The sequence below is a fragment of the Wolbachia endosymbiont of Drosophila bocki genome, from assembly GCF_028982005.1.
In the GTDB taxonomy this organism is placed as follows: Bacteria; Pseudomonadota; Alphaproteobacteria; order Rickettsiales; family Anaplasmataceae; genus Wolbachia; species Wolbachia pipientis.
In genome coordinates, this window is sequence record NZ_JAPQLG010000168.1 from 1 (window position 1) to 14,725 (window position 14,725).

The 14,725-nt window shown below is 35.6% G+C and carries 18 protein-coding genes and 1 tRNA gene; 15 read left to right on the plus strand and 4 right to left on the minus strand.

All coding sequences use genetic code 11. The annotated features are described in order from the left end of the window. Positions 1-25: 25 nt before the first annotated feature. Positions 26-418: a hypothetical protein gene (locus tag OZD61_RS03890; RefSeq protein WP_274979928.1), complete on the minus strand. Its 393-nt coding sequence runs from the start codon at positions 416-418 to the stop codon at positions 26-28. Positions 419-502: 84 nt separating this feature from the next. After that, the gene (locus OZD61_RS03895; RefSeq protein ID WP_274979929.1) at positions 503-1,954 is read right to left on the minus strand and encodes a replicative DNA helicase; all 1,452 of its coding nucleotides are present in this window, start codon (positions 1,952-1,954) and stop codon (positions 503-505) included. 114 nt (positions 1,955-2,068) lie between these two features. Between OZD61_RS03895 and OZD61_RS03900 the strand changes: the two genes are divergently transcribed. The 5 genes from OZD61_RS03900 (at position 2,069) to OZD61_RS03920 (ending at position 4,212) form a co-directional block, all read left to right on the plus strand. Then, positions 2,069-2,151: transfer RNA gene (locus OZD61_RS03900), tRNA-Leu, on the plus strand. 24 nt (positions 2,152-2,175) lie between these two features. Further along, a complete protein-coding gene (locus tag OZD61_RS03905) occupies positions 2,176-2,772 on the plus strand; it encodes an RDD family protein (protein ID WP_064124935.1) in 597 nt (198 codons plus the stop codon). Between the two features lie 178 nt (positions 2,773-2,950). Next, positions 2,951-3,112 carry a hypothetical protein gene (locus OZD61_RS03910; protein ID WP_274979930.1) on the plus strand — a complete coding sequence of 54 codons (162 nt, stop codon included), beginning with the start codon at positions 2,951-2,953 and terminating at the stop codon, positions 3,110-3,112. After that, complete coding sequence (radC, locus tag OZD61_RS03915; protein WP_006280440.1) at positions 3,087-3,761, plus strand: RadC family protein; 675 nt, start codon at positions 3,087-3,089, stop codon at positions 3,759-3,761. Before OZD61_RS03910 ends, radC begins: the two co-directional genes overlap by 26 nt. 160 nt (positions 3,762-3,921) lie before the next feature. Continuing rightward, positions 3,922-4,212, plus strand: a complete 291-nt coding sequence (locus OZD61_RS03920) for a GIY-YIG nuclease family protein (RefSeq protein ID WP_274979931.1) — start codon at positions 3,922-3,924, stop codon at positions 4,210-4,212. A gap of 183 nt (positions 4,213-4,395) precedes the next feature. On the opposite strand, the gene OZD61_RS03925 is transcribed toward OZD61_RS03920, so the two are convergent. After that, the gene (locus tag OZD61_RS03925; protein ID WP_274979932.1) at positions 4,396-7,800 is read right to left on the minus strand and encodes a UvrD-helicase domain-containing protein; all 3,405 of its coding nucleotides are present in this window, start codon (positions 7,798-7,800) and stop codon (positions 4,396-4,398) included. Positions 7,801-7,881: 81 nt separating this feature from the next. Between OZD61_RS03925 and OZD61_RS03930 the strand changes: the two genes are divergently transcribed. The 7 genes from OZD61_RS03930 (at position 7,882) to OZD61_RS03960 (ending at position 12,432) form a co-directional block, all read left to right on the plus strand. Further along, complete coding sequence (locus tag OZD61_RS03930; protein WP_274979933.1) at positions 7,882-8,748, plus strand: 4-(cytidine 5'-diphospho)-2-C-methyl-D-erythritol kinase; 867 nt, start codon at positions 7,882-7,884, stop codon at positions 8,746-8,748. A gap of 3 nt (positions 8,749-8,751) precedes the next feature. Then, complete coding sequence (locus tag OZD61_RS03935) at positions 8,752-9,117, plus strand: Mth938-like domain-containing protein (RefSeq protein WP_274979934.1); 366 nt, start codon at positions 8,752-8,754, stop codon at positions 9,115-9,117. Between the two features lies 1 nt (position 9,118). After that, positions 9,119-9,919: a metal ABC transporter permease gene (locus OZD61_RS03940; RefSeq protein ID WP_182320374.1), complete on the plus strand. Its 801-nt coding sequence runs from the start codon at positions 9,119-9,121 to the stop codon at positions 9,917-9,919. A 131-nt stretch (positions 9,920-10,050) separates the two neighbouring features. Then, positions 10,051-10,230 (plus strand): hypothetical protein, encoded by a 180-nt coding sequence (locus tag OZD61_RS03945; protein WP_274979935.1) that lies wholly within the window; start codon positions 10,051-10,053, stop codon positions 10,228-10,230. 5 nt (positions 10,231-10,235) lie between these two features. Continuing rightward, the gene (gene holA, locus OZD61_RS03950; protein ID WP_274979936.1) at positions 10,236-11,228 is read left to right on the plus strand and encodes a DNA polymerase III subunit delta; all 993 of its coding nucleotides are present in this window, start codon (positions 10,236-10,238) and stop codon (positions 11,226-11,228) included. 169 nt (positions 11,229-11,397) lie between these two features. Continuing rightward, positions 11,398-11,649: a hypothetical protein gene (locus tag OZD61_RS03955; protein ID WP_274979937.1), complete on the plus strand. Its 252-nt coding sequence runs from the start codon at positions 11,398-11,400 to the stop codon at positions 11,647-11,649. Between the two features lie 21 nt (positions 11,650-11,670). Beyond that, positions 11,671-12,432: a Fic family protein gene (locus OZD61_RS03960; RefSeq protein WP_274979938.1), complete on the plus strand. Its 762-nt coding sequence runs from the start codon at positions 11,671-11,673 to the stop codon at positions 12,430-12,432. 37 nt (positions 12,433-12,469) lie between these two features. Here the strand turns inward: OZD61_RS03960 and OZD61_RS03965 are convergent, their stop codons facing one another. Next, entirely contained in the window at positions 12,470-12,694 is a 225-nt protein-coding gene (locus tag OZD61_RS03965; protein ID WP_274979939.1) for a hypothetical protein, read from the minus strand. Between the two features lie 129 nt (positions 12,695-12,823). Here OZD61_RS03965 and dapB point away from each other — a divergent pair, with 129 nt between their 5' ends. The 3 genes from dapB to OZD61_RS03980 all read left to right on the plus strand — a co-directional run. Next, complete coding sequence (dapB, locus tag OZD61_RS03970) at positions 12,824-13,609, plus strand: 4-hydroxy-tetrahydrodipicolinate reductase (RefSeq protein ID WP_010962542.1); 786 nt, start codon at positions 12,824-12,826, stop codon at positions 13,607-13,609. After that, positions 13,606-14,364 (plus strand): phosphate ABC transporter ATP-binding protein PstB, encoded by a 759-nt coding sequence (gene pstB, locus OZD61_RS03975; RefSeq protein ID WP_274979940.1) that lies wholly within the window; start codon positions 13,606-13,608, stop codon positions 14,362-14,364. Before dapB ends, pstB begins: the two co-directional genes overlap by 4 nt. A 78-nt stretch (positions 14,365-14,442) precedes the next feature. Further along, on the plus strand, positions 14,443-14,725 hold a 283-nt coding region (locus OZD61_RS03980; RefSeq protein WP_274979865.1), incomplete at its 3' end, for a transposase.

The window sequence follows — 14,725 nt, forward strand, 5'->3', positions numbered from 1 at the left end:
AGCTTGCAAATGATTGTCCTTTCCTTCATTTCTCTCCTATTACGAAGATTTTAAACAGGTTCTTAGAATTTTCTTCCTCTTTAGCTTTTACTTCCGCTTCTTTTTTAGCTAGTTGAGTTTTTTGCCCAGAAATTGTTTGCTCTTGAGCTTTCATTTTATTTTTTAACTCAGAATTTGTTTTGTTCTCACTAATTGCTTTATACGAAAGTGCAATAGTTACAACAGAAAACACAGCATAACCAATAATAAATGGCAGGCCAACACTTAATGCTGCAACTGGAGCTAAGAAACCAATATAAGGAGCTGCAGCAAACACTCCAGATGCTAATAAAGTGAAAGTAGCCAGAGTTCCAGCTATACAATAGGGTACATTGTTTTTATTCATCATCTCACGTATTATAAAATATAATACCATCATAAAAGGATTTTTAAGAAGTTGTCAAGCTGTCTTTACATAAAAAAAATAATTGATAAACTTGGGAACAAGAAGATTGCTGCCAAGCTATGAACTATGCCTTTCCGTGTAATCTTTAAATGCACCTCTGTTAGAGTCAAAATATAGCTTCACACTGCCAATTGGTCCATTTCTCTGCTTTGCAATAATGAGCTCTGCAATGTTTCTAATTTTTTCCATTTTCTCTTGCCATTCCCGATGTTTATTGTTTCCTTCATTTGGCTGTTTTCTTAGTTCATAATACTCTTCTCTATAGAGAAACATTACTATATCTGCGTCTTGCTCTATGCTCCCTGAATCACGTAAATCAGAAAGTTGTGGTTTTTTATCATCCCTCTGCTCAACAGAACGAGAGAGCTGAGATAGTGCAACAATGGGAATATTTAGCTCCTTTGCAATTGCTTTCAAACCCTGCGTCACTTCCGAGATTTCTTGCACTCTATTTTCATTACTCCTTTTTGTTGTTCCTCTGATTAGCTGCAAATAATCAATGAATACCACTTCTACATTATATAATTGATACAGCAAGCGTATTCTGGTGCGAAGGGCACTAATTGATAGCGCAGGGGTGTCATCTATGATGAAAGGCAGTTCAGATAATTCTGTACTAGTATTGATAAATTCATGCAATTCAAAATCACTAATTCTCCCGGTTAATGCCTTATAATAACTAATCCCTGAATCTATAGTGATCAGCCTTGCAGTTAATTGCTCTGCTGACATTTCAAGCGAGAAAAACGCTACATAGTGTTGCTTATCTGCTCTTTTTTGCAACATCTTACAAGCATTAAGTGCGATGTTTAGCGCCAATGCTGTTTTACCCATAGAAGGCCTTGCAGCTAAAATTAATAAATCAGATTTTTGTAGACCACCAAGAAGCTGATTTAGATCTTGAAGTCCGGTTGTAACGCCTAGCGCTTCTGGATTATTTTTCAGTGTGCTGATCTTCTCAACTACATCTTTAATTGAACTTGCAAGTTTTATATATGTTTTCTCACCTTGTTTTTTTACTGCCAAATTGAACAATTTTGTCATTGCTTGTTCAATTTGCGCCTGTGCAGGATTTTCAATATCGTAGTTGTAGCTATCACCAACTATTTCTTGCCCGAGCTTAATTAAACATCTCCTTAAGTAAGTATCACGGATTATTCTAGTCAAACTATAGATATCAAGCGCAATACTTGCCTTCGCTGCAAGCTTTGCTAAGTACTCTACCCCACCACATTCGGTAAACGCTTGGTCGTTCTCAAAAAACATTTTGAGGCTCAGTTCATTGGCAACTATACCGTGTTTCCTGGTTTTAGATATTTGCGTAAAAATACTTTGATGCAGTGGATCATAGAAATTTTCTGCTGTAATTGTGTCTTCAACTGCATCACAGATTCTATTATCACGAATCATTGCACCAATAAGCATCTGTTCAGCTTCTAGATTATGCGGTAATTTACATATTTCCTTTTCTACACTTCTTGAACCCAAGAGACTAGCTAATTCATTCATTTTAAGTTTTGAGAGTAACTGTTGATTATTGTAGAATATTTAGTCCTCATTTGAAAGATGTAAAGGCAAAAAAATTTGACTAATTCCGTGTTGCCTATAGCATTAAAACTTAATGCCCCTGTGGTGGAATGGTAGACACGGCAGACTCAAAATCTGTTGCTTGCAAAAGCATGCTGGTTCAAGTCCGGCCAGGGGCACGTTAAATATTGGAAAGTGTATATATGTTGCATAAATTTTTTGATCGTTTATTTTCTATTTTTTCTTCTATAAATGTTATTCAAAAGGTAAAGAAAGATGAAAATGGGATATGTTATGTAACGGGCCTCAGGCGCTATATATCAGTATTGCTTGATTTAATTATTATCGTTTTGTTCTTGCAGTTTTGCAGCCAAGCCTTAAATCAGCTCTTTATGAACTCAGAGGATAGCAAAATATTAAGTCAAATTGCTGCAAAATCCCCAATGCAAGCACCACTGTCTGCGGAAGAAAAGACAACGCAGAGTAGACTTATAAAATTACTAATCCTAAATCAAATAGTCCAGTTTATTATGCTCTTTTGCTATGTAATATATATGTGGGTAAGGTTTGCTGCTACACCTGGAAAACTATTACTTGGGCTTAGAGTTGTGGATGCACAAACTTTCGAAAAGATAACTTTAAGACAAGCAACAAAGAGATTTTTTTCCTTTATATTGTCAGTTGCACCATTATTCTTGGGCTTTTTATGGTCAAATTTCAACAAACGCTGTCAAACTTGGCACGATAAGATCGCAGGCACAGTGGTTGTCACGAGTAAAAGCCTTAGAAGGCAGAGCTAAAAACTACTTGACACCCTTCGCCAGCCCCTTTATCATGATACTGAAGGTGTTCATTTGTCTTCAATCTGTGCAGATTAAACGACAACAGTATTACGTATTGGCGTCTTATTTTTAATTTTTTGCACTATGTGCACGCACTGGGATGACACCTCTGGGCACTGCCGTTGTAAAGGAACCAGTGTCAGCTACTTTCATGACACCATTTGCTGTCTTTAAAAATGAATGTTCTTACAATTGTGCGTCATGCGCTTTATTAAATATTTTACTTAAAAATCTAATTTCTTATTATACAAGAGATAAGCAATTCATTGATGATGAAAAATTACAAAAAGGGGCATAGAAAGCGCCTAAGGGAGAAAATTATTTTAGATAATGGACAATCATTACTTGATTATGAGGTTTTAGAGCACATTTTATATTCAGCATACAGTAGAATTGATGTAAAGCCGATAGCAAAGAGTTTGATAGAAAATTTTGGCAGTTTGAATAAAGTTTTTAATGCTGACCTGGAAGCGCTGCAAAACGTTGATGGTGTCAGCAATGCAGCGATATCTGCCATCTTTTGTGTAAAACAAGCCTTTGTTCGTTCTGCAAGAGAAGAAATAAAAGACCTGCCTATAATCGATAACTGGGAAAAATTGCTTGATTATTTAAGAATAAGTATAGGAAGCCTCAATAAGGAAAATTTTCGCGTCATCTATATGAATAAAAAGTATCGTCTAATAGCGGAAGACCTGCAAAATATTGGTACAGTAGATCAAACTCCTCTTTATGTCAGAGAGATCATCAAGCGCGCACTTTTGATTGGTTCAACATCCATTGTAATATCTCACAATCATCCAAGCAGAGATACACAACCTTCAAATAGCGATATATCTCTCACTAGACAACTAGCAGAAGCTTGCCAAAGTATAGGAATAGAATTAATAGATCACATTATTATTACATTCAGTAGCTATTTTAGTTTCAAGGAAAATAGGTTGTTGTGAAAGCCTTTATAGCTACAGTAACTTAGATTTACCGACAATCGTCATTCCGCTACGTGTTAGCGGGATCTATCTGCGGCGGCATGATGGTAAGTTTTATTGTGGTACGATGGTGTAGTATAATGTTGGTAAACCTCAGTTACTTTAGCTATAAACGATTAAGATGAAGTTATCATATATCTATATACTTACAAATAAAGCTAATAGCACATTATATATTGGTGTAACTGCAAATTTGATCAAGAGGATTTGGGAACACAAAAACAAAATTGTTTCAGGTTTTACATCAAGATATAATGTAAATAAATTTGTATATTTTGAAGAGTTTGAAGATATAAGTTTAGCTATTGCAAGAGAAAGGCGCCTGAAAGAATGGCCAAGGCAGTGGAAAATTAATTTGATCAATCAAAAGAATCCTAGCTGGATTGACTTATATTACTTAGCTTTAAGATAGCTATGCTGAGATCCCGCTACTTGTTAGCGGGATCTATCCGCAGCGGTATGACGTAGGACTGCTGTCATTCCGCTACGTGTTAGCGGCTGAGATACCGCGAATGAATCGCGGTATGACGGTCTGCGGCGGTATGACGGTTCGCGGTGGTATGACGTAGTAGCTATTTCTTGCAATCAAGTTTCGTTAAAAGTCAGATTGAATGGTTAAATCTTCCACCCAAATAACCACGCACTCTATTTGCTTGTTTGGATATATTTCTTGTACTAAGGTTTTATAGATTAACATCTGTTTTTTTATTTCATTTAATAAGGAAACAGAAACGTTACGGTGTGATTTGTAGTCAATTATGATTGCTTTATCTTGCGTTATGCATAGCCTATCTAGTCGTACTAATACTGACTTGCCATCAATTGTTCCACTCAGCGTAATCTCTGATTTGCCTTCCAAGTCAAACAAATAGCCATATTTTTCATTAAAGGCTAATATTTTACTGTAAATTTTATCCTTATCTTCACCGATGTTATCAAGGTATTTTCTGACCCAATTTTTTCTCCTTTCTTTTTCTATCTTGGGCATATACTGCAATATGCTGTGAATAATCAGGCCTCTTGCATGACCATCTGTCATCCCAATGCTCCTTGTTGTCATTCCAGCACTCTCATCTGTCATTCCAATACCCCTGTCTGTCATTCTAATACCCCTATTTGTCATCCCAGTGCTTGACACTGGCTTTTTTTCTCCAGGTTCCAGCGTCACGTGCTGAAATGACATCGAAGAGTGAGTAGCTGATGCTGGCTTTTCTTCTTTTTTACTGGATCCCAGTGTCAAGCACTGGGATGACAGGGGAGGACGCTGGGATGACACCGAAGAGTGGGCTAAAGCTGGTGGAAGGGAAATGACCGGAACGTCAAAGTAATCACGTTTTTTATAAATGTAAGGGTAGTTTGCATTCACGCATAATACTTCAACTTTTTCTTTAAATACTGGCCGTAAACCCCTTTGTTTCCTTTTATATGGTTCTCCATACTTAGTGATTAGATCATACCAAGAGCCCTTTTGCACTGGCTCTTTACTTAAGATGTATAACTCATCTTCAGCACGCGTGAGTGCTACGTATAATAAACGCAAATATTCATTATAATCCTCTAGTTTTTTCTCTCTTTTTACTTGATCGCAATAAGCGTTGTTGTTTTTTCCACACCAAAATGGTGCTTTCGTTCCATCAAAGATAATGCTTTCACTGTTTCTTGGCACTGTGTTTGTATCAACCAAAAATACTATGGGAGCTTGCAGACCTTTTGATTTGTGAATTGTCATTATTCGCACAGCATTGCGTTCTGATTGCATATCATTCTTAATCTCCGGATTATTCTCCTTGATCCATTGAACGAACGCTTGAAGAGATGGGTTCTCAAATTGCAACACAAGGTTCATAAATTCGTCTAGAACCTCGAAGCACTCAAGACCTAGCCTTGCAGCAAATTTCTTCTTACCTGTGCGCAGTATATGCGTGAATAATGCGAGAGGGGATTCTGTGCGAGATAAGTTAATAAGATAGTTTAATTCACTATAGATAACCACAGAATAATCCTGAATTCTTTCCCATAGTGAATGCTCCTTACGGTCGTATGCAATGTTAAATAAATCATCCTCGGTGAAATTAAATAGCGGTGATTTTAAAGCATTTGCAAGAGCTAGATCATTTGCCTGGAGGAGTAAAAATTCGGTCAAAGCTATTAAGTCCTGCACGGCTATATAGTCCATAATTCTAAAATAATCTCGGCCTACAACTGGCACATTTGCTTTTTTAAGTTCGCTTATTATGTAATCAACTAACACGTTTCGTTGTCGCACCAAAATCATAATGTCTCTTGGCTCTATATGGCGATCTTTAGCGACTAAAATTCGCCCTTCATTTAACCAATTGTGAATTCTGTTGGCTATTGTTTGAGCAAGTAATCGGTCTGCTATTATATAATTTTCCCTGCATGTCAGAGGAATTTGTAAAGCTTGCTGTTCTTTCTCTTTGCGCCTTGGTAACGCTGGCCAAATTTCAATATATCCTTGGTCATTTTCTCTATGTGGAACATGTTTTATTTCATTATCATTAAAAGATATTTCTGCGCGGAAGTTATTAAATATTCTATCTACAAGCATCAAAACTTCTGGAGTTGAACGAAATGACTTTTCAAGTTGGCATGATATCCAATCTCTACCACCAGTTTTCGTATGAAAGTATTGTTGCATATAGTTGAATAGATGGGGATTTGCTCCTTGAAATCTGTATATGGATTGTTTTACGTCACCAACAACAAATAAGGTTCGCTTTTCATCATTACCGGCAAAAAATTCATCGCAGAGATTTGTTATAATTTTCCACTGACTGATGCTATTGTCTTGTGCCTCGTCAACAAGGATGTGATCTATTTTTTGATCTAAGTTAAACAATACCCAATCTTTATGATCTGGGTCGCTGAGAAGATTTGTTGCTAAGTCAATTATATCATTGTAGTCAAGCAGTGCATTTTTTGATTTTTCACTATTATATAAATCAACATATACTTTAAATACACCAAGTAAGCTACTGGTTCTCTTGAATATTTGATAAGAGTTCATGTCTCTTATATGGGTAAATACTACATTCTGAACGCTCTCTATTATTTGCTCTGCATCTTTGAATTTCTCCAAAATACTTTTTGTTGCAATGGATGATATGCTCTTTTTTTCGTGCGATTCTGATTTGAGAAATACCTTGGCTAGGTTTTCTATTTTGGTGTCATTCCACTTTATTCCGGTGTCATCCGAGTAGCTGACACTGGTTCTTTTTTTCTGGATCCCAGCTGGGATGACAGTAGAATAAAGTATTTCACTATAACTCTGATCTCTTTTACTGCCTTCACTTAATATCTCGGCTAGTCTTCCCACGTGCTCAATTGTTTCACTCTGTAAGTCATGAATTCCATCTGGGGCGCTCAATTTATCTTTGATATATTTCGAATCATTTGCTGATATCGATCTTTTTATACATAAAGTATAAAGCAAATCGCGTAGTTTATTTTCATCAATTTCAGTTGCAATAAGGTTGATATCATCCTGCACAGTTTCGTTATGAAGCACTTTATTGAATATGATGGAATGTAATTCTTTGCATTCGCTCAGCGTGCAATTTGGAGCAATGCCAGCTTCTATAGGAAAGCTGGAGATTAATTTGTAACAGAAAGCGTGTATGGTTTGTATAGTTAGACCAAGATTTTCCAGTTCAGAGAAAAGCCTTCTTGCTCTTGTTAAATAATCTTTATTTTTTCTGGATCCCAGTGTCACGCACTGGGATGACATTGGAAAGAAATCTAGTTGTTCTAGATCTGCTGCCAACACACTATCTGAACATATTGCCCACTTACTGAGTATGCTGTGAATGCGATTCTCCATTTCGTTTGCTGCAGCATTGGTGAATGTTAAGCAAAGAATATTTCTTTTGTTTTCTAATAAAAGTCTCAATACTCTGTCTATTAAGATTTTTGTTTTGCCTGTACCAGCGGACGCATTTACCCACACAGAGAAATTAGGATTTATGGCATTTGATCTCATCAGAAGTGCGAGAACCTTATAAAAGTTGACTAGAATAGCATTATACATATAATGTAAAAATAGTGTTAGTGAAGATATATAATGAAAAGTTTTTGTGTAAAGGCGCCTGCAAAAATCAATCTTTTTTTGCATGTTGTAGACAAAAAAGAAACAGGGTATCACTTGATTGAAGGTTTATTTGTCTTTGCTAATCTCTCTAATTTTTTGGAAATAAAAGTAGGTGAGGAGGATTCTAGATACGATAACTCTACAGTTGAATTTATAAACTCCGAGTCTAAAATAAATAACCAATATAACACTGTAATGAAAGCGGTTAATCTGCTGCTTAGGCATGCTCCTGTACGCACTAAAGTCACTGTAAAGGTTGTAAAAAACATACCAATTGCTGCAGGACTTGGTAGCGGATCCTCAGATGCTGGAGCTGTGGTACGTACGCTAGGGAAGCTGTGGGAGATTGATAGGACGATTTTAAATGAAATAGCCTTAAACGTTGGTGCTGATGTTCCCGCAAGCGTAGATAGCAAGCCAGTTTTTGTTAGAGGTATTGGCGAAGAATTATGCCACATTAAAAAATTCTCTTTACCTACAAATGTGGTGCTTGTGAAACCGAAAAAAAAGTTTTTGAGTACACCAGAGGTATTTTCCAAACATGAAGGAAAATTTTCTGAGCCAATTAAATGGAGCGATGACGCTGAAAAGGATTTGTTGAAGCTTCTTAAAGAGACGAGAAACGATCTTCAAGAAATAGCAATAAGCTTTGTACCTGAAATTAAGGATGTGATATCAACACTTGAGTCACAAGAAGGCTCTATACTTTCTCGCATGTCAGGCAGTGGTGTATCATGTTTTGGAATATTCGATAGTGAGGAAAATGCAAAAGTTGCTGCAGTTAATATCGGAAAAAAGCAACCAGAATGGTGGGTATGTGACACTCAATTAATAGTTTGACTTATGGATATAACTCCCTTAATTTCCGAGAATAAAAATCTTATAAATGGTTACAGGGAAGGAAAATTTTTGGTAAACAATCAAGAATATTATGGCTCAATTATAATTTTTCCTGAAAAGGTGATTAAATTGAAAGAAAGTGATGTAAACAGCAAGGAGTATTTTGAATCTTTTTTAACAGAGGAAATAGAAATTTTGTTAATAGGTACTGGTAAAACACGCAATATACTATGTTCTTCAGTGAAGTCCTATCTTATGGAACAAAAAGGTTTAAATTTTGAATTTATGACAACAGGTTCTGCATGCAGAACCCATAATGTTCTGATATCCGAAGATAGATTTGTTGTCAGTTATCTAATAGCCATATAGCATGCTTACCCAGGACTTTTTCATCAATAGTCTAGTTGCAGTAGTCGTAATTAGCCTAGTAACAGGCGCTTTAGGATCGTTTATGATATGGCAAAGGTTATCTTATCTTGGTGATAGTTTGTCCCATTCTTCGTTGCTTGGTGTTGCACTTGCTTTAATCTTTAAGATTAGCCCATCGCTTAGCATAATGCTCATTGCAATTACATTTGCTATACTACTTTCTCTTAATTTTAACAGATTATATTCTGCTGATACGATATTGAACATTGTTACCAATGTAGTTTTATCATCGAGTTTAATACTTATGTCTTTTCTTCCATCTGGCAATAATAGTATTATTAGCTCACTGTTTGGTGATATATTAACGCTCGATCAAAGTGATATAGTATTGATTTTTTTAACCTCTGCAGTAGTTACTTTGATATTAATATTTAGATGGCGTTATTGGTTAATGATTTCAATTAATCAAGATTTAGCAGTAGTTGAGAAGATTAATGTCAATTTTGTTAGACTAGAATTTTTAATCACTCTTGCTATATTTATAGCAATTGCTGCCCAATTAATAGGGATATTACTCATTGCTGCATTTTTGCTAATACCAGCAGCATCTGCAAGGCTCATTTCGAAAACTCCAATGGAGATGATTATTGTTGCAACAGTTTTTTCTGTAATCTCTGGGATATCAGGTCTCATGTTATCTGCAAGTTTTGATTTGTTAACTGGACCTGCAATTATACTTGTTGCAGCGGTATATTTAATTATCGCTTATTTTATAAGGCTAGTATTAAGCAGGTTGGCTTAATTTTAGTCTCGAATGTTAATAATTTTGTAATATACTCATTATAAAGCATCACTATCTTAGCACAAAATAGTTTTTGCTATACTATTATTTATATGCTAATGATAAGTTGTTGGCTTTATGGAGTAAGCAATATGAGCGAAGAAGGATTTTTTTCTAAATATATATCTAAGCCTGTGAAAAAATTTTATAATTATATTACAGGAAAAACAGAAGAGTCGGATAATGTGCAGAGTACGGCAGATGATATTGTACAAGAAAGCTCAGAGTCTTTGGATACTCATGTACAGTCAAATGAGAGTGATATCATATAGATAGCATGAGGGTCACACCATCCAAAGTTAAAAAATTCCTAGAGAAACCTGATGCTTTAAGTGGTGTGTTGATTCATGGAAGTGATAACAGTAAGGTTGGTTTTTATGTACAGGAAATAATTGCTAATTTGGATGAGTATTCAGTTCAGGTGATGGATTTTGCAATAGTGAATAAGTCACCCGGTTTACTGTTTCCTGAATTGGCAAACATTTCGATGTTTACCAGCAAAAAATTAATTAAGCTGATAAATGTGAGTGGAGGTATATCCAAAGAGTTAAAAAACGTATTGGATTATAATGCAAGTGGTCATTATGTAATGATGGTAGCAAGTGATCTTCCATATAATTCTGCAACCAAAAGTTATATGGAGAGTTCAAAAATTTTTGGTGTGATTGCTTGCTATAAGGACAGCAACAGCAATCTTTATGACATCATATCAAGTTACTTAAAACAAAATGATATAAAATGCACAGATGAGATAATCTACCATTTGCAATCTTACTTTAATCATAGCAAGCTGCCTGTATGTTCAGAACTTGAAAAGTTAGTTTTGTACTTAGGGGAGAGAAAAGACCTAAAACTTACTGATATAGAATTGTGCTTTTCAACTTCCGGCAACGACTATGCTACACTTGATGATCTATGCTCTGCCATAGCAAGTAAAGATATGTCGCGCTTCATTAGAATTTCTGATGTATTGATATCGCAAGAAAATTTTTCACCGATAGCGCTGATTCGTATTATATCAAATTACTTTTTGCGTCTTGAAAACGTTTTGCTGTCAGTGCAAGGTGGAATGAGTAAGCAGGTTGCAATTGATCAGCTAAGCCCTCCATTGTTTTTTAAACAATTGCAGAGCTTTAAATCTCATTTGAAAAGTTTGCAACTTTCAGAACTTAAGAAGATCTTGGAAAAATTGATAAGCTTAGAAGTTACCTGTAAAAAAACTGATTTAGATCATAAAATGATTTTTCAACATGCACTGACGAGTAGCTGACTACTCAGATCCAGCCTTTCTTATAATTTCATCAAAATGTTGTATTTTAACATAAAATAGCTGCTTTTATGCCTACCAAAATTCATTCTTTAGTGTGTGTCTCACAAGTATTCTTTGCTAATAGGATATTTTCAAATATAATTGAATATAACTAGATAAAAATACAGATATGTTTGACATTTCAAAAATTGTAATAACACCTGAAATGTTAAAATTAGTTGCTGAAATTGATGAATTTAAAGGAGCATGGCAATTGTTTGGTAATTTAGCTCCAGAACGTTTACAAATGCTCAAGAAAATTGCAACAATTGAAAGTATTGGTTCTTCTACCCGTATTGAAGGGGCAAAACTATCAGACCGTGAAATTGAACAATTATTATCCAAACTTGATACACGCTCATTTCGTTCTCTAGATGAATGAGAAATAGCCGGATATGCGTATGTGTGTGAAGAAGTATTTCAAAACTTTAACAAGATGCCATTTACAGAAAACACTATAAAACAGTTTCATATCCGGCTTTTACAATTTTCATATAAAGATCAAAGGCACATGGGAGAATATAAAAAATCTCCCAATCATGTTGAGGCGTTTGATGAATCTGGAAAAAGCTTGGGCATAGTTTTTGAAACAGCCTCTCCGCTTGAGACAGCGACACAAATGCAAGAACTTATTTATTGGACTAGCCAACAATTAGAAGTAAAATCGTTACATCCTCTATTAATTATTGGCATTTTTATAGTTACTTTTTTAGCTATTCATCCCTTCCAGGATGGGAATGGCAGATTATCACGCATTCTCACAACTTTCTTGTTACTAAAGTTAGGGTATATCTATGTACCTTACAGTTCCCTTGAAAGTAATAAGGAGAGTTACTACTTGGCTTTGCGTCGTACTCAACAATCCTTGAAGACGAGCAGCAATGATTTTAATCCATGGCTTATGTTCTTTTTAAGGTCACTACAAAAGCAAAAATTTTATCTTGAACAAAAGGTGTCACATGAAAAAGTGTTAAATCTCTATTTACCACCACTTTCTGCTGAAATACTAGCACTACTCAGCAAACATGGACGTCTTACAATTAAGGATTTGGAAAATATTACTAAAGCAAACTGCAATACCTTAAAGAAGCACGTATCTAATCTCGTAAAGAGTAATCACATCACTCAGCATGGAAAAGGCAAAGCAACCTGGTATGTAATATAGAGCTCAACAGGATATGTATTCATTTTGAATTGTTAAATTATTCAGCTATAGAATATAGATCACAGCTGTACAAACATTGTAGTTTGAGCCCACTAGATCCCAGTGCCCTATTCTTGTCATCCCAGTGCCTTCTCCTGTCATCCCAGTGCCCAGACACTGGGATCCAGAAAAGTTTGCTTGTAAGCAAGCAAACTAGCATAGAAAAACGTTTTCGATGAGATTGCAGAAAGGCTAGATTCCAGACTGGAATGACATCGTTCACTATGTACCATATTGCAATAGTTGTGGTCAAGGCACTGGGATCTGAAATTGCAGTGTTCGTACAGCTATAGAATATAGATCAGAAGTGACAGAGCTTAAAAAAAGGCCTAACATTCTTAATAAACGTAATATGAAAATCAGAGTTGGAGTAATAGGCTGCTTAGGCAGAATGGGCAAAAAAATACTCAATGAATTAATTACAAATACCAAAGTGGAAATAGCAGGTGCTGTTGCCCGTTCAGGTAGTAAGTACATAGATTCAGATATTGGACCAATTATAGCCAATCTAGGAATTAAAGTTACAAGTTCTATTAGTGGCATATTTGAGTCATCTGACGTTGTAATAGATTTTACAACTAAAGAATGTATGTTAGACTGCCTTAAAGCAGCTGTAAAATTTAAAACACCGCTGGTTAGTGGCACAACTGGAATAGAAGGTGTCGATTTGAAAGAATATGCTGCTGAAGTTCCAATATTATGGTCAGCAAATATGAGTGTTGGGGTTAATGTGTTGCTGAAATTGGTAAAAAAAGCTGCTGAGCTTTTAGGTAATGAATATGACGTTGAGATTTGGGAAATGCATCATAACTTAAAAAAGGATTCACCATCTGGAACAGCTATAGAACTTGGCAAAACAATTGCTAACGCTTCAAAAGTGGATTTTCAGTCCAATCAATATTTACATAGTGGTTCAAACATAAGGAAAAAGGGGGGAATAGGTTTTGCAGTATCTCGTGGAGGTGGAGTAATAGGAGATCACAGCGTGATGTTTGTTAATTCTGATGAACGGATAGAACTAAACCACAAAGCAATTGATCGCACAACATTTGCTAGAGGAGCTGTTCAAGCAGCAGTATGGCTATACGAAAATAAAAGAGAAATTCCGGGGCTCTATTCAATGCAGGATGTGATATGAGCAATACACGTGCCTCTGTTAAAGATTTAAATCTCTGGTACGGCTCTAAGCAAGTTTTATTCGATATAAATTTGAATATTTATAAAAGAAAAGTTACTACTTTTATCGGACCATCCGGGTGCGGTAAATCAACATTTTTGCGTTGTTTTAATCGTATGAATGACTATGTACCAGGTTGCAAAACTGTTGGTGAATTAGATATCGATGGGCTGGGTGATATATATTCACGCGATATGGATGTTGTACTACTTAGAGCAAAAGTTGGTATGGTATTTCAAAAGCCAAATCCTTTTCCAAAATCAATATATGATAATGTTGCTTATGGGCCAAAATTGCATGGTATGGCGAAGGATAAGCAAAAATTGAATGAGATGGTGGAAAATGGTTTAACCAAGGTTGGTTTATGGGAAGAATTGAAGGACAGATTGCAAGATAGCGCACTCAATTTATCCGGTGGCCAACAACAGAGGCTATGCATCGCTCGCGCAATTGCAGTGAAGCCAACTATTTTATTAATGGATGAACCGTGCTCTGCTCTTGATCCAATGGCAACCAATGCAATCGAAAATCTTATACAAGAGCTGAAATTAAGATTTACTATAATTATGGTGACTCATTCAATGAAGCAAGCTAAAAAGTTATCTGATAGTGTAATTTTCTTTCATAATGGCAGAATTGTTGAGTCTGGAAGCACTCAAGAAATATTCGAAAATGCTCAATCTCCCTTAACAAAGGAGTATATCCTGGATCATTAAATTTCTGACCTTACCCAGAAAAAGTGGAGAGAAAGAAAAGAGTTTTTTTGGGTAAAATAAAATTTTGGAGGATTAGAAATGGTAAGAGAATATACAGCAGAATTCAAATTGGAAGCTGTTAAACTGGCAAATGAACAAAGAAAGGCAGGTCAAACAATTACAAAAATAGCAAAGGATTTAGGAATAAAGGGTGGTTTATTAGGAAAATGGATAAAGAAACACAACGAAAAAAAGTCGGCAGCAGATGCATTTCCAGGTAGAGGTAACATGGCTCCTTACGACAAAGAGAGGTTTGATTTACAAAGCAAGAGTAACAAGGGAAAGAGACATTTAAAAAAAAGCCCTGGCCAGTCAAAAAGAG